Below are 24,320 nucleotides of genomic sequence, written 5' to 3'. Positions count from 1 at the left end.
CTCCATAGAAAGGAGGTGATCCAGCCGCACCTTCCGATACGGCTACCTTGTTACGACTTCACCCCAATCATCTACCCCACCTTCGGCGGCTGGCTCCTTGCGGTTACCTCACCGACTTCGGGTGTTGTAAACTCTCGTGGTGTGACGGGCGGTGTGTACAAGACCCGGGAACGTATTCACCGCGGCATGCTGATCCGCGATTACTAGCAATTCCGACTTCATGCAGGCGAGTTGCAGCCTGCAATCCGAACTGAGACTGGCTTTTTAGGATTCGCTCCGGATCGCTCCTTCGCTTCCCGTTGTACCAGCCATTGTAGTACGTGTGTAGCCCAGGTCATAAGGGGCATGATGATTTGACGTCATCCCCACCTTCCTCCGGTTTGTCACCGGCAGTCACTCTAGAGTGCCCAGCTTTACCTGCTGGCAACTAAAGTCAAGGGTTGCGCTCGTTGCGGGACTTAACCCAACATCTCACGACACGAGCTGACGACAACCATGCACCACCTGTCTCCCCTGTCCCGAAGGAAAGGTACATCTCTGTACCGGTCAGGGGGATGTCAAGACCTGGTAAGGTTCTTCGCGTTGCTTCGAATTAAACCACATACTCCACTGCTTGTGCGGGTCCCCGTCAATTCCTTTGAGTTTCAGTCTTGCGACCGTACTCCCCAGGCGGAATGCTTAATGTGTTAACTTCGGCACCAAGGGTATCGAAACCCCTAACACCTAGCATTCATCGTTTACGGCGTGGACTACCAGGGTATCTAATCCTGTTTGCTCCCCACGCTTTCGCGCCTCAGCGTCAGTTACAGCCCAGAGAGTCGCCTTCGCCACTGGTGTTCCTCCACATCTCTACGCATTTCACCGCTACACGTGGAATTCCACTCTCCTCTTCTGCACTCAAGCCACCCAGTTTCCAGTGCGACCCGGAGTTGAGCCCCAGGATTATACACCAGACTTAAATAGCCGCCTGCGCGCGCTTTACGCCCAATAATTCCGGACAACGCTTGCCCCCTACGTATTACCGCGGCTGCTGGCACGTAGTTAGCCGGGGCTTTCTTCTCAGGTACCGTCACTCTCCTAGCAGTTACTCTAGAAGACGTTCTTCCCTGGCAACAGAGCTTTACGATCCGAAAACCTTCATCACTCACGCGGCGTTGCTCCGTCAGACTTTCGTCCATTGCGGAAGATTCCCTACTGCTGCCTCCCGTAGGAGTCTGGGCCGTGTCTCAGTCCCAGTGTGGCCGTTCACCCTCTCAGGTCGGCTACGCATCGTCGCCTTGGTGAGCCGTTACCCCACCAACTAGCTAATGCGCCGCAGGCCCATCCGTAAGTGACAGATTGCTCCGCCTTTCATTATCCCACCATGCGGCAAGATAAATTATCCGGTATTAGCTACCGTTTCCGGTAGTTATCCCAGTCTTACGGGCAGGTTGCCTACGTGTTACTCACCCGTCCGCCGCTAACCAATGGACTCCCGAAGGAATCCATTAGTCCGCTCGACTTGCATGTATTAGGCACGCCGCCAGCGTTCGTCCTGAGCCAGGATCAAACTCTCCAATAAAGTTGAAACTTATTGAATAAGCTGATAGCTCATTTTGAATCTGACGAGAAAACTAATTCTCATTTTAATACTCACTCGTTGTTCAGTTTTCAAAGATCAACTTCGTTTCTTTCGTCATCGCCTCATCAGCGGCAACTTTTATATCTTATCATATCAGCAAGCTAGATTGCAAGAACTAATTCTTACCATTTCGCTTGCCACCATGCCGTCGAAGCGGCAGGAATAATAATATAACACGCTCAGGATCAAATAACAAGGTGTAATTTCTTCCATCGCCTTATTCCCCGGTCAATTCCTGACTGGATTTATAATATAACACGTAGGTTGGAGGAAAGCCAAATGTAAATTAATCCACAAGTTTGTTAAATGTATGCTCGATACGGCTGAGCTCTCACTTTACGACATCCGCCCTTACCCGATCCATGGCACGATAAATACTTAAGCATCAAATATGTCCCCTCGGTAAATAATAAACTCGTATGGTAATCCAACAAGAATAAAGGAGACACTTAATATGGGTATTTTGAGCGGGAATCCCAAAGATCAACCGATGCACTACGGCGAGGTTATCGGTATTTGGGAAACCTCTATGATGGCTAAAGGTACGATTTCATGCTACCAGGCGTACTTAAATCATGCCGGAGATAAAGATCTGAAAGAAGTGCTGAAAGATTTGCTGGATCAAGCCAAGCTTGAATCCAAAGAGTGCGACGCTCTGCTGACGGAGCATGGGATTTTACCGGCCCCCGGATTTCCGGAAAGACCGGCGGTCTCCTGGGAAGACATTCCTCCAGGAGCTCGATTCTCCGATCCGGAGATCGGTGCCAAAATCGCGGCCGATTCCGTTCTAGGCCTTGCCGCCTGCAGCAAAATGATGGGGATGTCCTTTCGCGAAGACATCGGCGCATTGTTTGCGAAGTATCACACGACAAAAACGGCGTTCAGCCTTCGCATACTCCGGTTGAACAAAGACAAAGGTTGGCTCGTCCTTCCTCCGCTGCACTTCAAAAGATCCGATGAGGATGTGGAGTAACAAAAAAGATCCCGCCACAGGCGGGATTCTCTCGTTTATTCACTCTAATTTTCATAATCCAGGTTCTCTTTAATTTGGTCGATAAGCGCGGCGGCGTTCGGATCCTTGGAAGCCAGCTTTATAAATTGCTCCATGTTCTTTGGCAGCGTCTTCTCGATCTTCTTCAGTTCCTTCATATCTTCGGTTGACAATTCAAGGGCGTCTGTGCTGCCATCCTCCATCTTCCCATTTTTGCCAGTTCCGTACCGGCATTAATGATTTTCCGAATCATGCCGCCGCCCGTCCCGATATAATAATAGGTGGCAAGATCATTCGTGATCGCTCTGACAAGCTGTTCATACTGCTTCACTTGACTTGCCAACTCTCTACTTGGATGCCAACCCCTGGATGCCAACCCCGAACTTCTCGCCTCTCCCAAACGTTCGGCAATAGCATGAAGCAATGTAACTTTCCGAAAAAGTGTTGCCTTCATTCAGAAAAAGGATCACCGAGTCCGAAGGAGACGCGTAATCCCAGCCCCCGGATTGCTGAAGCTGAGGTGTACATATAATAAGTGGATAATTTGAGGACTGAATCCGTTTGAGAATCTCCGTTCCTTTTTTCTCCAAATTGGCAATCGTCAGGTTCTTGACCGAGTCGCTCAGCACGTCATTATACCAGGGCAGCACAGTGTAGGATTTTTCTTGGGAAAAATAAACGGCCGCTCGAGCCGTAGACTTTGGTCCGCTATTTTTGTTCAATTCTGTGTACTCGTTAATAATCAGAATATCCTTCATGTCATCCCCATTCATGTCTTTGAAGCCGATCGCAAGAATGCCTTGGAACCGCAAATCTTCCGGTGTGGAGTCAGACAGAGTATAAACGATCCGGTCCTGGTCATCGGTAAACAGAAAGACCGGTTTCTTTTCGTCCCCCTTCATATAATAACCGGATGTAAAGTGAACCTTTCCCCAGAAAGCCGTTTCCAGATCGAAGGACTGCTTCGCATCCCGCTGGAACCCGCGCTCCTTTCAGTCACTTGAGCTTGCCAAAATGGGGCGGCTCTTCCGCGCCGGAAGAATCATCCCCGCCCTCATCCTCGGCGGTCATGCTTCATCCGCTGTCACCGCCTCGGAGGCGGCCTTGAGTTCTTTCGTATAAGGCTCCACCTGCACCTTAAAAGTAGTTCCCGTATCTTCGGCAGCACCGGGGATTTCCAATTCTATAAAGCCATCCCCTATAAAGCCTGAGAACACCTCAGCCATTTTCCCTTTATATTCATACCCTTTTTCCTTCAATATGGGAAGGATCATGTTCTCCAAGGTCCGGTTAGCTTCTTCGCCGCTCATGTCCTTCAAATTAGGAATGGAATCCGCATCAAGAAGCAGATTATAAAGCGGCATCCCGCTAACCCCGTCCACTACTGTGCCGGTTTTAACATTGACCTTATAAATGGCCGCTTCCATCCCTTCCGGAGCATCGGCGTAATAGGTCAGCATCTCGGCGGAAAGATATTCGGCCGTATCTTTCCCCCGATATTTCAGCCCCTTGTCAAAATGGCGCTGCATAAGTTCGGTGAACTTCTCTATATCCGCGGTAACCGGTTTTTCTTGAGTCACCGCTTTGGTTTCCGGTGCTCTTTCGCCTTTCGCTCCTTCGGAATTGCCGGAACAGCCTGAAAGCACCAGACCTCCGGCCAGGAGCAAAATCAGGCTCCAACTCCCAATTTTTCGCGATTTCTTCATCCTTTTTCTCCTCTCTGAATCCAACATTCCATATTTAACCACCCCCTGATAAAACGTGTCAATAAGGAAAAAAGTATACAGGCTGCCGACAAATTAAAACGCCCGGTTTCCCGGGCGCATTATCGCTGGACAGACCTCAAGCCCTATTTGCTTCGTATTGCTGCTTAAGAAGTGCAAATATGACAGCGTCGGCGAACTGATTTTTCTCATAAAAGCATTGTTTCAAGTAGCCTTCTTCATGAAAACCCGTCTTTTCCAACAGGTATCTGGAACGGATGTTATCCGGGTCGATAAAGGCCTCGATCCGATTCAGCCAGAGATCCTCGAAGCCGAAACGCAGGGTCTCCTGCAGCACCTCGGTCATCACGCCCTTACCCCAATAGGTGGGGTTCAGCTCATAGCCGATCTCGGCTTTGAAATGCTCTTTGGACCAATTATGAAAGCCGATCGTACCGATGACCTTGTTGTTCGGTTTCTCGGTAATGGCCCAGCGGAATCCTCTCTTCTCAGTGAAACGGCGGTTCCAGGATTGAATCAAATCCTCGGCCTGCCGAAGCTCTACAAAGCTGTCCAAGTCGTAATATTTAGTGACTTCATCATTGGAAAAATAATGGAACAAATCGCGGGCATCCTCGGAAGTCAGCTTGCGCAACACAAACCTTTCCGTCTCCAATTGCGGGAACAGCTGCATGGCATTCGGTCCTTTCCTACGGAATTCGTATTCCTTATTATAGGCGAAAGGACGCGGCGGAGAAAGTGGAAAGCGCATTTTTTTTCGATTTATTCGTGATCGGAAACCTTCAAGCGGATGCCGATCCCGAACGGGTCCTTCATAACCATTTCTCCGGATAGGCGTTCAAGAGAAATCCCCCCGGCGGCCAGACGCCGCTCCACCGCGTCGAGCTCCTGGGTGCTAGGGACCATGATGGTAAAATAACGGATGCCTACGGCGTCTTCCGGCGCGGCAGGAGCCCCCGCCCCGGCCCAAAGGTTCAAGCCGATATGGTGATGATAGCCGCCGGCGGAAACAAACAATGCGGAGCTGCCATAATGCGCCGTAATCTCAAAGCCGAGAATATCGCAGTAAAAATGCTTGGCGGTTGGCAAGTTGCCTACATGAAAATGAACGTGCCCGATTTTTGTTTTGTCCGGCAACCCCTCCCAAATTGCCCCTTCGGAGGCGGATAACAGCCCGTCGACATCCACCGGGTCCGTAGTCATGACATACTCGCCCCGTTCATTTCTTTGCCAGGTCTCGCGCGGGCGATCGGAATAAATTTCAATGCCGTTCCCGTCCGGATCGTTCAAATACAGCGCCTCGCTGACCAGGTGATCGCCTTGGCCGACCGGAACCTGATGGCGCGCCAAGTTTCGCAGAACCGATCCCAGAGATCGGCGATCCGGGACAAGCACCGCAAAATGATACAACCCGGATACCGATCGCTCCGGCAGCCTGCGGAAATTTGGATCGGCCTCCAGAATCAGCAGTGGATTTTTTCCATCCGCCGTCAGGACGGCTGTGGCTGAGGCTTCATCCCGGCTCAAAAGGTGAAAACCTACCGCCTCCCGATAAAATTGCAGCGATTGCTCCAAATTCGTGATTTTGAGGGAAACCGGTCCGAGTCCCGTATCCGGGTGAAGTTGCGCTTCCATAAACATGACCAACCTTTCTTAAAATAAGTTATTGAAATAAAGTAAGTTGCAGTAGATGTAACAATTATAGTTACAATAAGCGTTCCCGTCAACGCTTCTCTTTAAAGCTTTCCGATTATCGATATAAAAAAAATGCCCATTACAGGGCATTTTAATCAGAGTTTTAGATTTTAACGCTCGAACAGGTTACCGAGTCCGCCCAGCAGACCGCCTTCATCCTTGCCGCCGAATCGGGCTGCCGAAAGAACGCGGTCCGCCATCCGGCTGAACGGCAGGGATTGTACCCAGACTCTGCCCGGACCGCGCAGCGTAGCAAAGAACAGGCCTTCGCCTCCGAAAACGGCGGTTTTAACGCCTTTGACGAATTCGATGTCGTATTCCACCGAAGCGGTCATTGCCACCAGGCAGCCGGTATCCAGCCGGAGAATCTCGCCGGGGGCCAGATCGCGCTCAATCACAAGCCCGCCCGAATGCACAAAGGCCAGACCGTCCCCTTCGATCTTCTGCATGATAAACCCTTCTCCGCCAAAAAAGCCCGCACCCAGACGGCGCTGAAACTCGATGCCCACGGAAACCCCTTTTGCCGCACAGAGAAAGGAATCCTTTTGGCAGATAATTTTTCCGCCGAGCACCTGCAAATCCATCGGGATGATCTTGCCGGGATAAGGTGAGGCGAAAGTTACACTTTGTCGATGATGGCCCGCGTTCGAGAAGACGGTCATAAACAGGCCTTCGCCCGTAATCAACCGTTTGCCGGCTCCCATTAACTTGCCCATCAGACCGCCGCCCTGATTGCTCCCGTCCCCGAAAATCGTCTCCATCCGGATATCCTGGTCCATCATCATGAAGCTGCCCGCTTCAGCGACTACACTCTCGCCTTGATCAAGCTGAATCTCCACGCACTGCATTTCCTCGCCCATAATCCGGTAATCGATTTCATGTGCATTCAATTTGAACGCCTCCCCCTAAGAATGAGTAAACCGTATTCATTATGTAAAAAAGCCGCTTACAGCTTCTCCAACATCAATAGCATATGCTCCAGCATTTGCGGCAAGTCCGCCAGGACCTCTTCACCGAACCTGCGGTTGAAATAAATCATAATCTCGTCCAGCGGCATTTTCTCCGCTTCGCCGTAAACCGTAATAATCCGCTGCATTTGATGGATATGAGTTCCCCAGATTTCCGTCGTCAGCGCTTCAATTTGGGGGCATTCCACCTCCGGTTTCTTGAGGCGTTTATAAAAAACGGGCTGCATTTGGCAACCGAGGGTTACGGTGTCAAGCTCCAGGATCTCCCCCGCCAAGTCCTCCGTATCCGCCCATAGCCTTAACTCCGCCCAAACTTCGGGCTTGTCCGGCAGCGAGAACTGAATGGCATAGTAACGGGACATCGCCGTCAACTCAATCCGGTCGTTGCGGCCGATCACTTTCAATTCACCGCGCATATCCAAATCGTAGACCGAACCTTCCAGAACGACCTTTAAATTATCAAAGACGGTTGGATCAAACATCCCTGTACTCCTTTTCCAAGATGGACATCAGATAGAGAGATTCATACCCGCTTTCGCTTTCGTCCCGGAGACATTCGCGAAGCACTCCTTCCTGCACGAAGCCTTCCGACTCGTACAGGGCCTGCGCCCTCAAATTTTTACTCTTCACGTCCAGTTGAAGCCGGTGAGCGCCAGCTTCGTCAAAAGCCCATCTTTTTACCAGCCGAAGCGCTTCCCGTCCATACCCGTTGCCCTTGCTGGCGATCACCAGCCGGGTGATATCCACGCAGCCTTCCGCTAGAATAACGCCCTTTAATAGTAAATAGCCGACGAGTTCGTTCGTCTCCCGCGTCTCAATCACCATATGCAGATGATCCGGATCGCTTCGGAACGTCTCATGCTGCTGTCGTTCCCAGAGACTTATAAAACTGCGGTTCTCCTCGGCATGCTCCAGCGTCATGACAAAATCCAGTTCCGCTTCCGCACGGGTCGGTCTGATCCGTAAACGGGAACCTTCCAGAACCAAAGCCATCGAATCCATTCTGTTCCTCCTCCAAATCGCCGGCAAGTCGCACAACTATAACTACATGTCAGTACTCGCTCATTACATTATACACGGAACCTAAGCCGCTGAAAAATAGATTGACCCTGACACTAATGTCAGGGTTTATAATGTCCTTACGGGCCACTCCGAAACAAAAAGGCAGGTGAGCATACAACGTGAAGATTGGCGAACTATCCAAACTAACCGGAGCTAGCATCCGCTCTCTCCGTTACTACGAACAACAAGGGTTAATCGCCTCCAAACGGCTGGATAACGGATACCGCGATTACTCCGCCATGACTGTGGAGCAGGTCCGGACGATTCAGTTTTATTTACAACTGGGCCTTTCAACGGAACAGATCTCCGGTTTTCTCAATTGCGTTATGACTAGCAAGGAGGCTTTTTGCGAGCAGATCCTGCCGATTTATCGCAGCAAATTGGAGGAGATTGACTCCCAAATCACCTTGCTCCAGTCCATCAAATCCAACCTGCAGGAGCGCATCGCCTTTTTGCTGGAGGAAAACCCGAAACTAAAAGGAGGAATGAATTTATGAGTATACAAAGAGTTGTTACCCCGTCCGAGTTTGAGGAGCAAGTCCGTCCGGAAGGAATTACGCTGGTCGACTTCGATGCCCCTTGGTGCCCGCCCTGCAAAGTATTGGGGCCGATCCTGGAACAGCTCCACGCAGACTATAATGGCAGTCTCAACCTGGTCAAAGTCAACTGCGACGAAGCTATTGAACTTGCCTCCCGGTATGGGATTATGTCGATGCCGACCGTAATCCTGTTCCATAACGGCGAGCCGGTGGAGAAGCTGGTGGGGCTCCGGCCGCGGGAAGCTTATGATCGTCTAATCGAAAAATACAACTAAAGCTAGGGTCAGCTCCGGTATCAAATGAATAACCGGAGCTTTTCTGTTTTGACCGTAAGGTTAACCAGATGACCGATGGCGATAACCCTGCTGATTTCCATTGAACAGTATATAAAAAGGCACCTTCGCAAAATGCGAAAGCGCCAGGTCTTTCTTCAGGCATGTCATTTCCCTGTTCATTCGTAAACGGGCATACCCCGAACCTGCTTGGCCAGTTCGATGTAAGGTCCGTCCGCCAGATTGTTGAACGCCAAGTGCGTAGCTCTTAAACTGAGCAGCTTCTCCCCGGGCGTTACGCCGAATTGGTCCCAGGTTTCAAGCGGCAGCCGGATATATTGATCACGACCCAGATAAGTCCAGCAGAATAACCGTTCTTTGAAGCATATCGTCCGCCCTTCAGGAATGGAAAAATTCCGCAGTTGCGGCAAGCTCGCAAAGATTTTCGCCAGGGGTGAATTGTCGATCAGTTCCTTGCAAACCACGCTGAAACCTTTGGCGGTATTTCGACCCGACATGAGAATGACGTTTGAATCCATGCGAATGTGATATTCCTGCAGGGCTTGATCCGGCAGGTAAAAGGATCCATCCGGGAGTATCTTGCTCCAAGCATAAAAATACTTCCCGTTTTTGGCGGTTACTGCCATGTGTTATCATCCCCCGAGAGTTTATGATCACCCTTTCATTAGGTTAATCATCTCGCATGGGACTGGGCCGTCGATATGATTTTCATCACCATTTATAGGTCTATGGAAAACATTTGAATCAGGTATTCAACTCTTCGACTTTGTCCGACAAAAAGATCTGATATACGCGCACAACGATGATCTTAACCATCATGTAAACCGGTATGGCCAAAATCATCCCCAGGATTCCCCCGAAGTCTCCGGCAATCAAAAGCAGGACAATCGTCGTTAGCGGATGAATATTTATGGTCTTTCCGTAGATGTAAGGCGAGATCAAATTCCCTTCCACTTGCTGGGCAATCACCACGATAACGATCGTCCACAGCACCATGGAGGGCGAAATCGTGAAGGCGACGATTACGCATGGAATGGCTCCCAGAAGCGATCCGAAGTAGGGAATGAAGTTGAACAACGCGCCGACAATGGCCAAGAGCAGCGGATACGGCAGTCCAATCAGCCAGAAGCCGATGAAGCACATAATGGCCAACACGACCGCACTGATCATACGTCCGGCAATAAATCCTTTCAGCATCGTGTCGATATCATGGATGACGGTTTCCCCGTCGTGGCGATAGCGTTTAGGCACCATCCGTACCAGAGAAGGGGTGACCCGGTCATCTTCCTTCAGCATGTAGTACAGCATAATCGGCACCGTGCCGACCACAATAAAGAAGTCGTTAAGGAACGTAAACACATGCGATATGTATCCGGTGGCCTGTTGGATTCCCTTGTTGACATACTCGGTGATTTTGTCCATCAGTTGGGTATCCTGGTTATCGAACATGGAGAAATATCGATTCTTGCGAATTTCGTTCATCTGGCTTTGCAAACCGTCGATGAGTTTCGGCACATTGTTGATAAACTCGGTGATCTGCTTCTCCAATGGCGGCCAGACTACCATAAGAAATATCGTCACAACACCGGCAAATAGCAGATAAATGAACAGAATCGACAGCATCCGGTTCATTTTCCGCGATTCCAGATATTGTACGATCGGTCGAAGCAAATAGTACAGAAATCCGGAGATCGTTAAAGGCACGATCAGAATCTGGACTAAAGTAACCAACGGATTAAATATAAAATGAACCTTGTGAATCAAATAGATGATGGTTAAGAGCATGATCGCTCCCAGGCACCTTCTGTAAAAAGGTTTTTCCATCAAGGGCATTCCCTCCTTGTTAGGGCGAGCGTTAGAGTATCCGGTGCGCTTGAAGGCCTACTCGGCCAGCTTGGATTCGGCGGCCTCCAGAAGCTCGTCAAACCAGTCGTCATCCTCCTCAAGCTTCGCATCGACGCTTAATAGCTGGGCTTCGATCCCCGATTCCTTGGCGTAGTTCAGACTGTAATCCCATTCCTTTCCCTTCTTGCTGTAAAAAGTGATCTCGTAAGCGGCTTTATGCCCTTCGACTTCAAAAACAGTGCTGCCTACAAATGCTCCCTCTTCGTCTTTGTGCATGCCGGCATCCATAATCGTAAACTTCATTGGGAAGTACTCTCCTTTAGTCCGTCATTTCTTTTGTGCTTCCTTCTCATTTGCGTTTTCCCTATAATGGGGATATTGCCCCTGTAATCAAGCTATCCTATTGCAATATCGTATCATTTTTTTGGTCAATAGCAAGAACCAGTCTGAGGTGAACAAGTGTTGTCCAACAAGAAAAACTCGATTCAAGCGCTGACGCCGGCAAAATTCCTCGCATTTGGATTCGGCATCATCATTATTTTGGGAACCTTCCTTTTGTCGCTTGCTCCCGCTTCCGCCGACGGAACGCCTATGCGGGTGATCGACGCGCTGTTTACGGCGACATCGGCCACCTGCGTGACCGGGCTGGCCGTAGTGGATACGGGAACGCATTTCTCCCTGTTCGGAGAAATTGTTATTCTATCCCTTACCCAAATCGGCGGGTTGGGATTCATGGCGATCGGTACCTTGATCGCTCTGGCCTTTAACCGGCGCATCTCTCTGCGGGACCGGCTGGTCCTTCAGGAAGCTATGAATCATAATTCCATGGAGGGACTGCTTACCTTGATCCGCCGGGTCATCGTCTACGCCGCGGTCATCGAGGGGGCGGGCGCCCTGTTGCTCGCTGGGCGCTGGGCGCAGGACATGCCTTGGCATCAGGCGGTTTATTTCGGCATTTTCCATAGTATTTCCATCTTTAACAATGGCGGATTCGACCTGTTCGGATCGATTCACGGCAAATTCAGCGGATTGGCCGAGTATGCCGGCGATCCGTTCGTCAATGTGGTGGTGATGATCCTGATCATTCTGGGCGGGATCGGGTTTATTGTGATTTCAGATCTGCTGCATTATCCCAAAACAAGAAAGTTGTCCCTACATACCAAAGTGGTGCTGACAATGTCGGGAATTCTCATTGTTGTCGGAGCCGTGCTCATACTCGCACTGGAAGCAAGCAACCCGGCAACACTGAAACCGCTGAGCTGGGGGGACAAAATCATAAGTTCCTTCTTCCATTCCATCAGTTCCAGATCGGGGGGCGTCAGCACCTTAAGTATGGCGGATATGCAGAACTCCACGCAGTTCCTGTTCATTCTGCTCATGTTTATCGGCGCCGCCCCGGGCTCCACCGGCGGCGGAATAAAAGTAACGGTGTTCGCCATTCTACTGGGAGCTTTGTATTCCATGATCCGTGGACGGGAGGACATCGTCTTTTTCCGCCGCCGTTTGTCCAAAGTGTCCATTATGCGTGCGATCACGCAGACCTGGCTGGCCTTGTTTCTCGTCATCTTCGTGGCGATGGTGCTGTCGACTCTTGAGGACCGGGAGTTCCTTCCACTACTGTTCGAAACGACCTCGGCGTTCGCTACGGCAGGCCTGAGCCTCGATTTGACGCCACGGCTAACGGACTTAAGCAAAGCCATCCTGTGCGCTGTCATGTTTCTCGGCCGGGTTGGCCCGGTTACACTGGCCTACGCTTTGGCCCCCAATAAAGAGAAAGAGCTGTACAAGCACCCCGAGGGAAAAATAACCATTGGTTAATTGGAACGTCAGCCGTAATCGTAGTATGATGTAGGAACAACCATTTTTTAGAATATGGAGGAGCGAACATGTCTGATTTTCATAATAAGCTGCAAAAATACGCCGAACTCGCCGTTAACATCGGGGCGAACGTTCAGCCGGGCCAAAATTTGATCGTTAACGCCACGGTGGATTCGGCGGAACTGGTCCGCCTCATCGTGAAGCAAGCCTATGAAGCCGGAGCCCGGTTTGTCAAAGTGAACTGGAGCGACGATACCGTCACCCGCTTGCGTTATGAGATGGCCGCGAATGAGTCTTTCCTGGATGAACCGAAGTGGTATGCCGGAGAGATGCTGGAATATGTGGAAAACGGAGCAGCTGTCCTACACGTCATCTCCTCCGATCCCGATTTGCTGAACGGCGTGGATCCGCAGCGGATCACCAACCATCATAAAACCTACGGTAAGGCGATGAGCAAGTATCGCGAATTGCAAATGTCCGACAAATTCAGCTGGTCGATCGTCGCCGTTCCTTCCCAAGCCTGGGCGGCCAAGGTGTTCCCCGAATTGCCGGCGAACGAGCAAATTCCCGCGCTTTGGGAAGCGATCTTCAAGACCGTTCGGTTGGATCAGCCGGACCCGATTGCCGCTTGGCGGGAGCATATCGATGGCCTTACCCAAAAGTCCGATTACCTCAACGCCAAGAGATACAAGAAGCTTCATTATATAGCTCCCGGCACCGATTTGACGATCGAGCTGCCGAAAGGCCATCTCTGGGTCGCCGCAGAAAGCATCAATGCGCAGGGGAATACGTTCCTGGCCAATCTGCCTACTGAAGAAGTATTTACCGCACCGCTCAAAACCGGCGTCAACGGTACCGTCTCAAGCACGAAGCCGCTCAGTTACAACGGAAACATTATCGACCGTTTCAAACTGACGTTCGAGAACGGAAGAATTGTCGACTTCTCGGCGGAAGTCGGCGAAGCAAACCTGAAGCAGTTGATTGAATTGGATGAAGGTTCCCATTATTTAGGGGAAGTGGCGCTCGTGCCCCACGGTTCGCCGATTTCCCAATCCGGCATCCTTTTCTACAATACACTGTTTGACGAGAATGCATCGAATCATTTGGCAATCGGCAACGCTTATGCCTTCAACCTCGATGGCGGAAAATCGATGACGCGCGAAGAACTTGCGCAAAGCGGCCTGAACGCCAGCTTCGCCCATGAGGATTTCATGGTTGGCTCCGCCGAAATGGATATTTACGGCGTTACGGAAGACGGCAAGGAAGAACCGATCTTTGCTAAAGGAAATTGGGCATTTTAATGTCAAGAACCCACCGGAAGGATTCCGGCGGGTTCTTCTTTTTTTCATGTTCTCCTTCAAGACTAGAAGTCCAGTATAACAGCCAGCAGCAACGCAATTACCAAGATGGAGCCGCCATAAATCAAGGTGAGCTTCGCGAGATTCTTCTTGGTCCGTTGATCGTAGTCGGGATTGCCGGTTCGATTTTCTTTGGAATTCCCAATCATTAACGTCCCTGCCGCCGCGGCGGCAACCAGCACAATAATCAACACGTACAGCCACATGGTTGCGTCCTCCCTTTCGCGGGCATAGCCCTTATCCTATCCTTCAATAATGATTCCAAATATGTTTAGCCTTCGCTTCCCGTAACGGCCTCATCCTTTTGACCACCACCGCCGCGATACTGAACAGAACCAGCGCAGCCACAAAAGCGGAAAGCAACCAGGAAGACGCCCCCGCTCCGCCCCAGTCCATGCTTTTCCCCATCCAGAGCGGCAGGAAGGCTCCTCCTACCCCGCCGGAAGCGATCAACAGACTTGGGGTCATTTCTTCCGCACCGGGCAGCAGCTTATTGGCAAACACCAGAGCGATGGAAAAGAGTCCCGACATAAACAGTCCCAAGAGCACAATGAACACCATTAAGACCGTGAGGCCATGAACGAGAGCAAACACGGAGATCATCAGGAAACTGCCGAGGCAGCACATGATGACATATCGGCTATACGATATTTTCTCCGCAATCACCCCGGCGAACAACCGCCCCGCTGTCATCGCGATCCAGAATACCGTGACGCTTAAAGCCGCTGTGGCCTTGTCCGTTCCCGCTTTCTCGATCATCAGGGACGGCAGGAAATTGACAAAACTCATTTCCGTTCCTACATACAAAAAGAAAAACGCAATGAAGATCACCAGGAGCCATCCCCGTTGTTCCGGATACGTGCGAAGCAACGAACCTTTTGGTCTGGTCCCTTCCTCCCTCGCGTCCAGCACCGCATTGAGCTCCTTAAAGTTTCCTTTTCCGCAAACCAGCAGGAGAACCAAAGCCAGAAAGCTGACCAGCAAAAAAGAAAACCTCCAGACCTCCTCATGAATCAACCATCCGGCGATCAACGGCATCAGTAACGCCATGTAATAGCCGAACCTAACCTCTATTGTAAGGTATTGCCGGTCTTGCGTCACCCTCCAATCTAAAAGGGTAAAGCAAGGATAGACGGAAAATCCAGGCGATACTTTAGAAGGAGGGAAACATCATGAACCATCTCACGAAAGAACAACTGCAGACGTTGAAAGATATTCTGGTCCGGGAAAACCGGGACTTGGAGCATCATTTCGATAAAGGAAATGAGGAGTCCGTCTCGGATGAATCGTTGCGCGTTTCGACCGGTGAGCTGTCCTCTTACGATAACCACCCTGCCGATGTAGGGACGGAAACCTTCGAAAGAAGCCGCGACTTGGCGGTCGACGGGAATTTAAGAAACCGCTTGGACGAGATCGACCGCGCTCTGGATAAAATCGAGGATCACACCTACGGATCCTGCGAGGTCTGCCATCGGGAAATTCCGTATGAGCGGCTGGAAATTCTCCCGTACACTTCCTTTTGTGTTGAGCATACGCCGGAGCGGAACATTTCCAATCACAGGCCGGTTGAAGAAGACGTGATGACCACGCCACCGAAAGGCGCGGGCGAACACCGTCAGCGCGATGCCGGGACGTTCGATGACGCAGGCGCGTGGCGCTCCCTTGAAGAATACGGGAATTCCGATTCACCGGCTATGGCGGCCAAGCGGAACGCCACCGACTACAACTCTCTGTCAACGGATGGGGATTGAGTCCAAAGACCTGATAACCATCGGTGAAAATACCTAATAGAAAGGCATTTTTCCTATCCGGAAAGATGCCTTTCGTTGTATTTGCCATGGTAAAACATTCCTTTTCCCTGTGGGTTATAGTAAAATCGAGGTATTGGTTTTTTTTAGATTCAAAGTGCCTAGCGGCTAGAGAGGGGAGTACCATGCCGGATCGGTTGGAATGGCTGCTCGGAGCCGAATTTCAGAATCTGTCGGATACGATTCAAGAAGATGTCTACTACGCTTTTTATGATCTTGTCTATGGAACCATCTACTATCTTGTTAAAGACCACCAGGCTGCCGAGGATATTATTCAGGAAGCTTTTATAAAAGTGGTCACCAAAAAACCGGAGTTCGAAAGTGTCAGCGGCATGAAGGCTTGGCTGAAAACCGTGGCGCGAAACACGACCATTAATTATTTTCGAAAAAACAAAAAATTTCGTAACCATCTGGATGTTGAGAGTGTTTATATGGATATAGAGCCGATTAACCTGCAAGTTCCCTCGGTAGAACAAACCGTGGAGACCAAAATGATGGAAGAAGCGATCCACGCTTATTTAAAGGGGCTTAAACCGGAATACCGTCTGTTGATTGAACTTCGCTGGAAGCAGGGATTGAGTTACCGGGAAATCGGAGAACGCATGAAGCTCTGTGAGAATATTGTCAGGCAAAGGTTGTTTCGAACGCGGGAAGGGATCAAGAAGATGCTTTATAGAGAGTGGGGTGGCGATTATCAAGAAGGTGAGCACCAAAAGTCGGGTATATCCCGCTGATTTTGAAACCCAATTTGATCAAGCCTTCCAACAAGCCGTCGACGCCCTCCCCTCTTATACGGATGCCGACCGCCGCAAGTCTTGGGAAAGAATACACCAAAAGCTCTTGAGGGACAAAATCCGGCGCAAGCAGCTTAAGCAAATGCGGCTCGTCGGCATCGTAGCTGCTTCGATGCTGATCGGCGCTGTATTATTCAGTCCTCCCCTGGCTACCCAAGCGATCTCCCCCATTTATCAGGAGTTAAAAAACTGGGGTAACGGCGTCACGCAACTCGTTTTTGGAAACGGAAGGCAGACCGATGCGACCGGGGTAAAGTCGTCGCTTCCCCCGATGGAACCTAATGCGGAGGGAATTCAGAATGTAGGCAAGTCCGTCCATCTCGCTGCTTCGGATGTAAGCGAAGTCGTTGAAGTAAGCGAGGAACAAGCAAGGAAATCCCTAGGCTTTCCCCTTCCGAATCTGACCTACGTTCCGGAGCGCTTTACGCTTCAAAGTATTGAGATCGTTATTCCGGCCGATATCCGGGAAAATCCTCACCCGTTCGGAACAAGCGCCCACCTCCGTTATAATTCGGCCCAAGGCCACTATTTAAGGATCTCTTTCGATTTGTTGCTGCAAAATGAAATCATGACGATGACAAGTTTCTATACCGAAAAGACGGAAGAGGTTGAGTTGGATGACGGGACTCTTGCTTATTTGGGAACAGGGAACAACAAATCCGAAATTAACCTGATGTTGGGGAATGTTCATTTTATGGCTTATGGCGATGTGAGCCGAGAAGAAATTTTGCGGATTGCAAACGGCATAGAATAAGCTGTTTCAAGCCAAATGGAGATGGAAGAAGGGCAGCTCCGACGGGGAGCTGCCCTTCTTTACTAGTTTATTAGTTAAGCGCCCGCCTCCTCGATCGGAAGAAGCTGTTCTTTGAGCAGCTTGACGCGCGAAATTCTCTTGTTGTCGGTTTCTTCAACCACGAAAGTGTAACCTTCGTGCTCCACGGTCTGTCCCGTCTGTGGAGGAAGAATGTCAATGCGCGAATACAACCAGCCGCCGATCGTATCGTAATCATCGGAATCCAGTTCGAAGCCGAATCGGTCGTTGATCGATTCGATCAGCATCAGCCCGTCGATGGAATACGTCATTTCATCCAACTGTTCAATACCGGGCCGCTCTTCATCGAATTCGTCCTGAATTTCCCCCACGATTTCTTCGACGATGTCTTCCAGCGTCACCATACCGGAGGTTCCCCCGTATTCATCAATCAGGATCGCGATCTGCGTCTTCCCGCGCTGCATCCGCTTCATTAAGTCACTGATCGGTAGAGATTCGGGGACCGCCATGATCGGCCGCAGCAGATCCCGGTAATCCTGCGTATTCGAACGAATCAAATCTTTAATATGAATAAATCCGATAATATGGTCTTTATCGATATTGCATACGGGATAACGGGTTCGAGTGCCCTCGAGGGCGATAGTCAGGTTCTCATCCAATGTGTTCTGCGTATATAAGCAGATCATTTCCGTCCGGGGAATCATGATTTCCCGGGCCGTGGTATCCGCAAATTCAAAAATGTTGTCGACGAGCGACATTTCTGTACTGTCGATCAGCCCGCTTTCCGAACTTTCCTTCATCATCACGCGGATCTCTTCCTCGGTATGCAGAGAATCCTGCTCCGTGACGGGGGCCATCCCAAGCAATCTCAGCAGACCGCTCGAAAGGCGGTTAAGCAGCCAGACGAATGGGAACATCAGCTTGTAAAATACCCGCATCGGCCGTGCCGATAGTAAGGTCACCTGCTCAGCTTTGCGTACGGCGATCGTTTTGGGAGCGAGCTCCCCAAGAACGATATGAAGCACGGCGATCAGCAAAAAGGAAACAAACAGAGAAACGATATGCACCAAACTTTCGCCGAATCCCGCAATCTCAAACAGCGGGCTCATCATACGCGCAACTACCGGTTCTCCCAGCCAACCCAGCCCCAAAGAGCATAAAGTGATTCCGAGCTGACAGGCGGATAAATACCCATCCAGATGATTCAGCAAACCTTTGGCAATTACGGCGCTTTTCCGGCCCTCTTCGACCAGCGCGTCGATCCGTCCGCTTCGGATTTTAACGATGGCAAATTCGGCGGATACGAAAAAGCCGTTCAGCAGGACCAGCAACAGCATGAGTCCCAAAGATAATAGACTCGGTAAAGGGTCTGTCAATACGATTCCTATTCCCGCGCGATCTGCGGTGAATAGGTGCACCTCCTTCGCGGTTTAAAATGATAGTGATGTTGGATACTCGCATATATCGTCAATTTCCCAATGGATTCATCTCCTCTGCTAAGAGCATTTGCATCATGAAACAAAAAGTACATGCTTAATTACTTTTAATTATATAATTATAAACTACACAGTCAAACCCGTGTGTATGACTGTTATACGGGCCGTAAGAATCAGCTTTTTTCGAAACAAAAAACAGAACCTTTTTTTTGAAAGGCCCTGTTTTTGAGGTTCTTTTACACTCTGCGCATTGCCGGCAGCGTGCCGGGTGTTCCCGGATATTGATAGTTAAGCGGTTGGTCGAAGGTTGCGTAATCCAGATTCACCATCAGCAGCAGGGTTCTTTGCCCTGTGCTGGGATTACTGATAATAATGTGGTCCCGGCCCGCGGCTTCCAGAACGCCTTTAAAGATCTTCGCGTTCCATTCGGAGTTGTTCTCATAGGTCATATAGAACGTGCCGATTTTCCCGAGGTTCAGACGTAAAATGTTCTCGATGTAAGATTGCTCGTAAGTAGGGATTTGCACGGGCATCACGGTGCCCGAAGGGGTCATCGGACTGCCGCTGGGAACCTGCGGAGGTTGTTGATAGGTTCCGGTTCCCATTCCCGCTCCGGTTCCTGCCCCGCCTCCCATGCCCATTCCTGTTCCGTTTCCCGTTCCCGTCCCGGTTCCCGCGGGATATTGTCCGGAGCCTCCGACTCCAATCGTGTAAGTAACCGGCCGATATGATGGATTAAACATGCCGTATATTCCTCCTTAATTATGTTCTTGAATCCTTCGTTTATGAAAAGCCCAGTGGGTGGATTCCCTTGCTTGAGTACGCCTTAGCATTAACCTTAATACACGTCAGGACAATCTTCCGCGGATGGAGCAAAGAAGCAGTGCGCTTTAAATCTGCCCGTATTTTGCTGGTTATACCATGTAGCGGGGCAGTCGCCCGCAGGCCGGAAGAACCACAGCGCATTGGTAGCGGGCCTAACCCGCTCGCCATTGATGACCCGCCGGGCCAGACGAATTTCCCGTTCACGGGCACCTTGATAAAAATATCCTTTTTGCGTCGCCTCATACCCGCCAGGTGATTGAAAAACCATATCCCTCATGTTCCGGATATTGCGAAAGTCCAGACATCCCCCCAAAATCCGGTTTACACCGACGTTACCGACCATCATCATCCCTTGCTCGCCTTCTCCCTCGGCTTCTGCCCGCATTAACCTGGCGAGAAGCTTCACATCTTCGGAATTAGCTTTAATGACTGCCAAATACCGTTCCCCCTTTCCTCTCGACTGAACGATACATCATATGTGCGAATGCCCATCCAGGTGCAAACGCCCAGATAAAAAAGTCTGTCAAGCGAATCTTGTCGAAATGGAAGTGTATGCGATTGCAAAATTGAATATTTCGTGTCCATTTCTATGGACGCGCTTACATGAATAGCATATACTGATAAAAGAACAAGAATTTCTTCCTTAACTTAAAACCTTTTAGGAGGTTCTTCTCATGAAAATCGCAATCATCGGCGGCGGCTTGGCCGGTTTGACAGCTGCCGCGTACTTATCTGCTCAACCGGACACGGAAGGTATCGTCTTTGAACGCAGTCCCCAGCTTGGAGGCCGTGCTTTTACTTACGAGAAGTCGGGTTTTACCCTGAACTATGGAGCGCATGCCGTCTATGGAATCGACCGCCATACCCTGCAGCATATGGAGGAAGAGCTGAACCTGAAGTTTCAAAGCAAGCAAGTGGATAAGCGTAAGGTCGTTTATGCCAAACACGGCCGTCTGACCCCCGCTCCGCTGGATTTCGTCAATATTATGAAGACCGGAGTCCTTACCGCAATGGAGAAAGTACGATTCGTTGCCGAAGTCGCCGCCGTGATTAGCCATATTCATCAGTTGAAACATTACGGTACGCTTGGAGAATATCTCGACAAATCCAATTCCGCCCCGGATGTGAAAGAACTTTGGGAGCATCTGGTCAGCTCCAACTTTTTTATTACGCCCGAAGACGCGCGTAAAGTATCGGGCGAGGTCATTGCCGAGTACTACCATAACCTGTTTCTTTCCGGCAAACCGGTTAACTATATCCTCGGCAGCTGGGCGACGATCACGGATCAGCTTGTAAGCAAAATTCGGGAGAACGAGAAGTGGGACATTGCCGTCAAAGAACCGGTAGAAACGATTGTGATGGAGAAGGGGAAATACCTCTTGAATACGAAGAGTCGCGAAGCTCTCGAATTCGATCAGGTCATTTTCGCGATGCCGGTACAGCAAGTATGTAAAATGCTCGAGACCACACCGTGGAAAACTCAGCTCGATCCTTACAAAGACAACACCTGCACCGAAGTCCTGGTCTACGATGTCGGGTTCTCCAAAGTGGTCGCACGTCCATTCCACTATATCAGCGATATGGATAACAAGGTGTTCATCAGCGATGTTTCAGCTACCGATTACACCGTAGTACCTGTGGGCGGCCAACTGCTGCAGGGAATCGCCTACTTGAACGACGATTTTACCGATGAAGAAGAGAAAAAGCAATATCTGGATAATAAAACCCGGCAGATGGAAGCCCTCTTCGATACGTATTATCCGGACTGGCGGGAACACACGGCGGTGAAGCGAGTGTCGAAAAAGGCGATGGTGGCAAGCGTCAAAAATATTTACAGCAACAAGCTTCTGCCCAACAAGCTTCCGGGCGTCCCCTTCCTGTTTTGCGGCGACGGATGCGAGGGCAAAGGCGAGCTGGCGGAACGCGCCTTTTCCAGCGGACGCGCCGCGGCTCAGATGCTGCTTAACCAGAGGCTGGAAACCAAAGCACTCGCGCTGTAGGACTAAAATTGAAAGGAGCCGCCCGCTGGCAGCTCCTTTCAATTTCCGGATTAGTAATGTCTGTACTCCTGCAGCCCCGCCCGGTAGGTTGTTAAGCGTTCGAAGCCAAAGTACCTGCTCCCCTGAAAGGTCAGCTTTCCCTCATCCCCTTCCGAGCATTGACCGTACTCTTTTCCGCTAACGACGAATTCCAGGCGATCTCCGCTTTCCACCTCAAACGTCAAATAGTATGTGCTGTCCGAGCGGTTTACCGAGAGGTCCGTATCATGTCTGTGGGAGACTTCGGTCCGTTTTCCCACGATGACGGAGCGTACGGTAAGCACTGGCTGCCGGTTGTCGGACAGATAACGCGTGAAGCCCCTTGCCCCTGTTAGAATCAGCATTCCGACGGCGATGACCAGAAAGACCGGAATCGCCTGATTCATCACCCCGAACAATTCTACCCCAGACTGCATCCTTCTCCCTCCTTGTCACAAACTACCTGACGGTGGCGAAAGCCTGTATCGTTTCTTACTACCCTATGTATATGCCGCCCGGAGCAAAACTTGTTATTCAGGTGGTGGAGAAAATATGCCTCCTTGTCCTACTTTTTTTGGACAAAATAAAATAACCTCCGATCCCTGGGCCAAGAATCGAAGGTTATTGGAAAGTGGTTATAAATGAAGAGCTGGAATCATGCATAGTAGAGTTGAAGCAATTCTTGAGTTTCATCGGCCGCTTGCGTATCCCGTTCGCACAGTCCTTGCTCCGCCCAGCATGCTTGGCAAGCTTCCTCTGTCGTGCACAGATGAGCGTCTTCGCAGGTGTAGCAGAATTGGAGGAAGTTGCGGGTTACGGTTTCTTGATTTGCTGTTTTCATGAGGATCCACTCCTAATGTTTTATTAAGAACTTGCGTTCCTTTGTGGTGTTTCCTTCTTACAAGTTAAATATATCACAAAGTCGAAATAGTGCACGTGATAATTTTCACAAATTAATGAACATCGTTTTTTTTCTGCTTTTTCTTACAAAACCGGTATTCGCGGTGTTTAATAAAGCGCATACCGGTTTATTTCGGACCACAATCGCTATTCACATAAAATCATATCTCGCAAGGTATCCCCTTGTCGGATCATCGGCAGCACCAATTCGTCTTTATCCACCACGAACTCCAAAAGTACCGGGCCCGGATGCTCCATGGCCGTCGCCCAAATCCTTTCGGCGTCCTTGGGATTGTCCGCCCGTAAACCTTTTACCCCGTACGCCTGCGCCAGGAGCACGAAGTCCGGACTCCCCGACAGGTCGATATGGCTGTAGCGTTTATCGTATATAACCTCCTGCCACTGGCGGATCATCCCCAACGTCCGATTGTTAATGACGACGACCTTGACCGGGATTTGGTGAATCGAGCAGATGGCAAGTTCCTGAGAGCACATCTGAATGCCCCCGTCTCCATTGATCGAAATGACGAGCCGGTCCGGGTTGCCGATTTGAGCGCCGATCGCGGAGGGAAACCCGAAGCCCATCGTTCCCAAACCGCCGGAGCTTAAGAAGCTGCGCGGGTGCTTATAGGTGAAAAACTGAGCAGCCCACATCTGATGCTGTCCGACGTCGGTGGTCACAATGGCCTCGCCCGAAGTTGTTCTGGACAGCATCTCAATTACGAATTGTGGTTTAAGCACTCCCTCCTCTTCCCGATACCGCAGCGGGTACCGCTCTTTCAGGCCAAGGAGATAATCTACCCATTCATCGGTTCGCGGCGCTTCGGAATACCGTTCATTCAGCATCGCCAGGACCTCCCTGGCATCGCCCACCACGGAAATGAACGTTTCCACCAGCTTATCGATCTCGGCGGCATCGATATCGATATGCGCAATCTTCGCTTCCGGTGCGAACGCATCGAGCCGCATCGTTACCCGATCGTCGAACCGTGCTCCGACCGCGAGCAGAAAATCGCACTCCGTCAAGGCTCGATTCGCGCTGACCGTTCCATGCATGCCCGGCATGCCGATCCACAAGGGATGACCGCCTGGAAAACCGCCCAGGCCGAGCATAGTGGTTGTCACCGGGATACGGGCGCGCTCGGCGAAAGTGAGCAGCTCCGCAGAGGCCTCGGCATGGATAACGCCAGCACCGGCGACAATGACCGGCTTGCGGGCAGCGCGGACCGCTTCAAGCAGCCTGCCGATGACAGCGGCTTCCGGCCGGTCAACAAGCCGATAACCCGGCAGTGACACCGTTTCGGGGTACTCAAACGGAGCCAAAGCCGCCGAAACGTCTTTCGGGATATCGATCAGCACCGGTCCTTTTCGCCCGGTGCCTGCGATATAGAACGCCTCCTTGACGGTTTTGGCCAGGTCCTCCACCCTGCGTACAAAGAAACTATGTTTGGTGATCGGCTGGGTAATTCCAACAATATCGGCCTCCTGAAACGCATCCGTGCCGATCAAGTGGCTGGCGACGTTGCCGGTAATCACCACAAGCGGAACGGAGTCCATATACGCTGTCGCGATGCCGGTCACCAAATTGGTCGCCCCCGGGCCGGAAGTCGCCAGGCATACCCCCGTTTTGCCGGTTGCTCTCGCGTAACCGTCAGCCGCATGAATCGCCCCTTGTTCATGGCGCGTCAGCAAATGCCGGAACTCCTCATTTCCGTGCATGGCATCATAGATATATAGCACCGCGCCGCCCGGGTAACCGAATACGCATTCGACCCCTTCCTTCAATAAAGACTTTAGCAGGATCTCCGATCCCGTCACAAGTTCCACTTCTTCGTTTAGATTCATCCGTTCTC

28 protein-coding genes and 1 rRNA gene are annotated in these 24,320 nt (G+C 50.8%); 9 read left to right on the top strand and 20 right to left on the bottom strand.

The window, feature by feature from the left end:
• Positions 1 to 8: 8 nt before the first annotated feature.
• Positions 9 to 1,561, bottom strand: a 16S ribosomal RNA gene (locus tag V4U84_RS11895).
• A 514-nt stretch (positions 1,562 to 2,075) separates the two neighbouring features.
• On the opposite strand from V4U84_RS11895, the gene V4U84_RS11890 reads away from it, so the two are divergent.
• Positions 2,076 to 2,594 carry a DUF3231 family protein gene (locus V4U84_RS11890; RefSeq protein WP_334071163.1) on the top strand — a complete coding sequence of 173 codons (519 nt, stop codon included), beginning with the start codon at positions 2,076 to 2,078 and terminating at the stop codon, positions 2,592 to 2,594.
• Positions 2,595 to 2,638: 44 nt separating this feature from the next.
• Here V4U84_RS11890 and V4U84_RS11885 read toward each other — a convergent pair whose 3' ends face one another.
• The 8 genes from V4U84_RS11885 to V4U84_RS11850 form a co-directional block, all read right to left on the bottom strand.
• Entirely contained in the window at positions 2,639 to 2,785 is a 147-nt protein-coding gene (locus V4U84_RS11885) for a hypothetical protein (RefSeq protein WP_334071164.1), read from the bottom strand.
• 174 nt (positions 2,786 to 2,959) lie between these two features.
• The gene (locus V4U84_RS11880; RefSeq protein WP_334077252.1) at positions 2,960 to 3,514 is read right to left on the bottom strand and encodes a hypothetical protein; all 555 of its coding nucleotides are present in this window, start codon (positions 3,512 to 3,514) and stop codon (positions 2,960 to 2,962) included.
• Positions 3,515 to 3,679: 165 nt separating this feature from the next.
• A complete protein-coding gene (locus V4U84_RS11875; protein ID WP_334077251.1) occupies positions 3,680 to 4,318 on the bottom strand; it encodes a hypothetical protein in 639 nt (212 codons plus the stop codon).
• 136 nt (positions 4,319 to 4,454) lie between these two features.
• Positions 4,455 to 5,009, bottom strand: coding sequence for a GNAT family N-acetyltransferase (locus tag V4U84_RS11870; protein ID WP_334071167.1), 555 nt, complete (start codon positions 5,007 to 5,009; stop codon positions 4,455 to 4,457).
• A gap of 89 nt (positions 5,010 to 5,098) precedes the next feature.
• A complete protein-coding gene (locus V4U84_RS11865; RefSeq protein ID WP_334071168.1) occupies positions 5,099 to 5,971 on the bottom strand; it encodes a VOC family protein in 873 nt (290 codons plus the stop codon).
• A gap of 170 nt (positions 5,972 to 6,141) precedes the next feature.
• Entirely contained in the window at positions 6,142 to 6,921 is a 780-nt protein-coding gene (locus tag V4U84_RS11860) for a TIGR00266 family protein (RefSeq protein ID WP_334071169.1), read from the bottom strand.
• Between the two features lie 56 nt (positions 6,922 to 6,977).
• Positions 6,978 to 7,481, bottom strand: a complete 504-nt coding sequence (locus V4U84_RS11855) for a hypothetical protein (protein WP_334077250.1) — start codon at positions 7,479 to 7,481, stop codon at positions 6,978 to 6,980.
• Positions 7,474 to 8,001 (bottom strand): GNAT family N-acetyltransferase, encoded by a 528-nt coding sequence (locus V4U84_RS11850; RefSeq protein WP_334077249.1) that lies wholly within the window; start codon positions 7,999 to 8,001, stop codon positions 7,474 to 7,476. The genes V4U84_RS11855 and V4U84_RS11850 overlap by 8 nt, the downstream gene beginning before the upstream one ends.
• Positions 8,002 to 8,180: 179 nt before the next feature.
• Between V4U84_RS11850 and V4U84_RS11845 the strand changes: the two genes are divergently transcribed.
• Both V4U84_RS11845 and trxA read left to right on the top strand, forming a co-directional pair.
• Positions 8,181 to 8,558 (top strand): MerR family transcriptional regulator, encoded by a 378-nt coding sequence (locus tag V4U84_RS11845; protein ID WP_334071172.1) that lies wholly within the window; start codon positions 8,181 to 8,183, stop codon positions 8,556 to 8,558.
• On the top strand, positions 8,555 to 8,875 hold the full coding sequence (gene trxA / locus V4U84_RS11840; protein ID WP_334071173.1) for a thioredoxin: 321 nt from the start codon (positions 8,555 to 8,557) through the stop codon (positions 8,873 to 8,875). Before V4U84_RS11845 ends, trxA begins: the two co-directional genes overlap by 4 nt.
• A gap of 176 nt (positions 8,876 to 9,051) precedes the next feature.
• On the opposite strand, the gene V4U84_RS11835 is transcribed toward trxA, so the two are convergent.
• The 3 genes from V4U84_RS11835 to V4U84_RS11825 form a co-directional block, all read right to left on the bottom strand.
• Complete coding sequence (locus tag V4U84_RS11835) at positions 9,052 to 9,519, bottom strand: hypothetical protein (protein ID WP_334071174.1); 468 nt, start codon at positions 9,517 to 9,519, stop codon at positions 9,052 to 9,054.
• A 118-nt stretch (positions 9,520 to 9,637) separates the two neighbouring features.
• Positions 9,638 to 10,717 (bottom strand): AI-2E family transporter, encoded by a 1,080-nt coding sequence (locus V4U84_RS11830; protein ID WP_334071175.1) that lies wholly within the window; start codon positions 10,715 to 10,717, stop codon positions 9,638 to 9,640.
• 57 nt (positions 10,718 to 10,774) lie between these two features.
• A complete protein-coding gene (locus V4U84_RS11825; protein ID WP_334071176.1) occupies positions 10,775 to 11,041 on the bottom strand; it encodes a hypothetical protein in 267 nt (88 codons plus the stop codon).
• 159 nt (positions 11,042 to 11,200) lie between these two features.
• Between V4U84_RS11825 and V4U84_RS11820 the strand changes: the two genes are divergently transcribed.
• Positions 11,201 to 12,556: a TrkH family potassium uptake protein gene (locus V4U84_RS11820; RefSeq protein WP_334077248.1), complete on the top strand. Its 1,356-nt coding sequence runs from the start codon at positions 11,201 to 11,203 to the stop codon at positions 12,554 to 12,556.
• Positions 12,557 to 12,624: 68 nt separating this feature from the next.
• Positions 12,625 to 13,857, top strand: coding sequence for an aminopeptidase (locus V4U84_RS11815; RefSeq protein WP_334077247.1), 1,233 nt, complete (start codon positions 12,625 to 12,627; stop codon positions 13,855 to 13,857).
• A gap of 62 nt (positions 13,858 to 13,919) precedes the next feature.
• Here V4U84_RS11815 and V4U84_RS11810 read toward each other — a convergent pair whose 3' ends face one another.
• Both V4U84_RS11810 and V4U84_RS11805 read right to left on the bottom strand, forming a co-directional pair.
• Positions 13,920 to 14,120 (bottom strand): hypothetical protein, encoded by a 201-nt coding sequence (locus V4U84_RS11810; RefSeq protein WP_334071179.1) that lies wholly within the window; start codon positions 14,118 to 14,120, stop codon positions 13,920 to 13,922.
• A 43-nt stretch (positions 14,121 to 14,163) separates the two neighbouring features.
• Positions 14,164 to 14,964 carry an MFS transporter gene (locus V4U84_RS11805; RefSeq protein WP_334077246.1) on the bottom strand — a complete coding sequence of 267 codons (801 nt, stop codon included), beginning with the start codon at positions 14,962 to 14,964 and terminating at the stop codon, positions 14,164 to 14,166.
• Between the two features lie 122 nt (positions 14,965 to 15,086).
• Between V4U84_RS11805 and V4U84_RS11800 the strand changes: the two genes are divergently transcribed.
• The 3 genes from V4U84_RS11800 to V4U84_RS11790 all read left to right on the top strand — a co-directional run bounded on the left by V4U84_RS11800 (position 15,087) and on the right by V4U84_RS11790 (position 17,270).
• The gene (locus tag V4U84_RS11800) at positions 15,087 to 15,665 is read left to right on the top strand and encodes a TraR/DksA C4-type zinc finger protein (RefSeq protein ID WP_334077245.1); all 579 of its coding nucleotides are present in this window, start codon (positions 15,087 to 15,089) and stop codon (positions 15,663 to 15,665) included.
• 182 nt (positions 15,666 to 15,847) lie between these two features.
• On the top strand, positions 15,848 to 16,456 hold the full coding sequence (locus V4U84_RS11795; protein WP_334071182.1) for an RNA polymerase sigma factor: 609 nt from the start codon (positions 15,848 to 15,850) through the stop codon (positions 16,454 to 16,456).
• Positions 16,425 to 17,270: a hypothetical protein gene (locus V4U84_RS11790; protein ID WP_334077244.1), complete on the top strand. Its 846-nt coding sequence runs from the start codon at positions 16,425 to 16,427 to the stop codon at positions 17,268 to 17,270. Before V4U84_RS11795 ends, V4U84_RS11790 begins: the two co-directional genes overlap by 32 nt.
• A gap of 74 nt (positions 17,271 to 17,344) precedes the next feature.
• Here V4U84_RS11790 and V4U84_RS11785 read toward each other — a convergent pair whose 3' ends face one another.
• The 3 genes from V4U84_RS11785 to V4U84_RS11775 form a co-directional block, all read right to left on the bottom strand.
• Positions 17,345 to 18,664 (bottom strand): hemolysin family protein, encoded by a 1,320-nt coding sequence (locus V4U84_RS11785; RefSeq protein WP_334077243.1) that lies wholly within the window; start codon positions 18,662 to 18,664, stop codon positions 17,345 to 17,347.
• 296 nt (positions 18,665 to 18,960) lie between these two features.
• Complete coding sequence (gene gerQ, locus V4U84_RS11780; RefSeq protein WP_416367238.1) at positions 18,961 to 19,365, bottom strand: spore coat protein GerQ; 405 nt, start codon at positions 19,363 to 19,365, stop codon at positions 18,961 to 18,963.
• Positions 19,366 to 19,562: 197 nt separating this feature from the next.
• On the bottom strand, positions 19,563 to 19,985 hold the full coding sequence (locus V4U84_RS11775; protein ID WP_334071186.1) for a cell wall hydrolase: 423 nt from the start codon (positions 19,983 to 19,985) through the stop codon (positions 19,563 to 19,565).
• Positions 19,986 to 20,223: 238 nt separating this feature from the next.
• On the opposite strand from V4U84_RS11775, the gene V4U84_RS11770 reads away from it, so the two are divergent.
• Positions 20,224 to 21,549, top strand: coding sequence for an FAD-dependent oxidoreductase (locus V4U84_RS11770; RefSeq protein WP_334071187.1), 1,326 nt, complete (start codon positions 20,224 to 20,226; stop codon positions 21,547 to 21,549).
• Between the two features lie 50 nt (positions 21,550 to 21,599).
• On the opposite strand, the gene V4U84_RS11765 is transcribed toward V4U84_RS11770, so the two are convergent.
• The 3 genes from V4U84_RS11765 to ilvB form a co-directional block, all read right to left on the bottom strand.
• Positions 21,600 to 22,004, bottom strand: coding sequence for a DUF2500 domain-containing protein (locus V4U84_RS11765; protein ID WP_334071188.1), 405 nt, complete (start codon positions 22,002 to 22,004; stop codon positions 21,600 to 21,602).
• Between the two features lie 218 nt (positions 22,005 to 22,222).
• Positions 22,223 to 22,408 (bottom strand): hypothetical protein, encoded by a 186-nt coding sequence (locus V4U84_RS11760; RefSeq protein WP_334071189.1) that lies wholly within the window; start codon positions 22,406 to 22,408, stop codon positions 22,223 to 22,225.
• Between the two features lie 206 nt (positions 22,409 to 22,614).
• Positions 22,615 to 24,312 (bottom strand): biosynthetic-type acetolactate synthase large subunit, encoded by a 1,698-nt coding sequence (gene ilvB / locus V4U84_RS11755; RefSeq protein WP_334077242.1) that lies wholly within the window; start codon positions 24,310 to 24,312, stop codon positions 22,615 to 22,617.
• Between the last annotated feature and the right edge of the window lie 8 nt (positions 24,313 to 24,320).

Origin of the sequence: Paenibacillus sanfengchensis, from assembly GCF_036864765.1 — a bacterium.
In the GTDB taxonomy this organism is placed as follows: Bacteria; Bacillota; Bacilli; order Paenibacillales; family Paenibacillaceae; genus Fontibacillus; species Fontibacillus sanfengchensis.
The sequence above is the reverse complement of the archived record's forward strand: the minus strand, read 5'-3'. Positions and strand labels throughout refer to the sequence as shown.

What these genes read in the sequence shown, in the direction of transcription:
- V4U84_RS11870 (WP_334071167.1), bottom strand. Translation starts at nt 5,009, where the DNA reads ATGCAGCTGTTCCCGCAATTGGAGACGGAAAGGTTTGTGTTGCGCAAG.
- V4U84_RS11875 (WP_334077251.1), bottom strand. Translation starts at nt 4,318, where the DNA reads ATGAAGAAATCGCGAAAAATTGGGAGTTGGAGCCTGATTTTGCTCCTG.
- V4U84_RS11835 (WP_334071174.1), bottom strand. Translation starts at nt 9,519, where the DNA reads ATGGCAGTAACCGCCAAAAACGGGAAGTATTTTTATGCTTGGAGCAAG.
- V4U84_RS11800 (WP_334077245.1), top strand. Translation starts at nt 15,087, where the DNA reads ATGAACCATCTCACGAAAGAACAACTGCAGACGTTGAAAGATATTCTG.
- V4U84_RS11830 (WP_334071175.1), bottom strand. Translation starts at nt 10,717, where the DNA reads ATGGAAAAACCTTTTTACAGAAGGTGCCTGGGAGCGATCATGCTCTTA.
- ilvB (WP_334077242.1), bottom strand. Translation starts at nt 24,312, where the DNA reads ATGAATCTAAACGAAGAAGTGGAACTTGTGACGGGATCGGAGATCCTG.
- V4U84_RS11770 (WP_334071187.1), top strand. Translation starts at nt 20,224, where the DNA reads ATGAAAATCGCAATCATCGGCGGCGGCTTGGCCGGTTTGACAGCTGCC.
- V4U84_RS11850 (WP_334077249.1), bottom strand. Translation starts at nt 8,001, where the DNA reads ATGGATTCGATGGCTTTGGTTCTGGAAGGTTCCCGTTTACGGATCAGA.
- V4U84_RS11795 (WP_334071182.1), top strand. Translation starts at nt 15,848, where the DNA reads ATGCCGGATCGGTTGGAATGGCTGCTCGGAGCCGAATTTCAGAATCTG.
- V4U84_RS11815 (WP_334077247.1), top strand. Translation starts at nt 12,625, where the DNA reads ATGTCTGATTTTCATAATAAGCTGCAAAAATACGCCGAACTCGCCGTT.
- V4U84_RS11880 (WP_334077252.1), bottom strand. Translation starts at nt 3,514, where the DNA reads ATGAAGGGGGACGAAAAGAAACCGGTCTTTCTGTTTACCGATGACCAG.
- V4U84_RS11805 (WP_334077246.1), bottom strand. Translation starts at nt 14,964, where the DNA reads ATGGCGTTACTGATGCCGTTGATCGCCGGATGGTTGATTCATGAGGAG.
- V4U84_RS11890 (WP_334071163.1), top strand. Translation starts at nt 2,076, where the DNA reads ATGGGTATTTTGAGCGGGAATCCCAAAGATCAACCGATGCACTACGGC.
- V4U84_RS11825 (WP_334071176.1), bottom strand. Translation starts at nt 11,041, where the DNA reads ATGAAGTTTACGATTATGGATGCCGGCATGCACAAAGACGAAGAGGGA.
- V4U84_RS11865 (WP_334071168.1), bottom strand. Translation starts at nt 5,971, where the DNA reads ATGGAAGCGCAACTTCACCCGGATACGGGACTCGGACCGGTTTCCCTC.
- V4U84_RS11855 (WP_334077250.1), bottom strand. Translation starts at nt 7,481, where the DNA reads ATGTTTGATCCAACCGTCTTTGATAATTTAAAGGTCGTTCTGGAAGGT.
- trxA (WP_334071173.1), top strand. Translation starts at nt 8,555, where the DNA reads ATGAGTATACAAAGAGTTGTTACCCCGTCCGAGTTTGAGGAGCAAGTC.
- V4U84_RS11765 (WP_334071188.1), bottom strand. Translation starts at nt 22,004, where the DNA reads ATGCAGTCTGGGGTAGAATTGTTCGGGGTGATGAATCAGGCGATTCCG.
- gerQ (WP_416367238.1), bottom strand. Translation starts at nt 19,365, where the DNA reads ATGGGCATGGGAGGCGGGGCAGGAACCGGAGCGGGAATGGGAACCGGA.
- V4U84_RS11810 (WP_334071179.1), bottom strand. Translation starts at nt 14,120, where the DNA reads ATGTGGCTGTACGTGTTGATTATTGTGCTGGTTGCCGCCGCGGCGGCA.
- V4U84_RS11760 (WP_334071189.1), bottom strand. Translation starts at nt 22,408, where the DNA reads ATGAAAACAGCAAATCAAGAAACCGTAACCCGCAACTTCCTCCAATTC.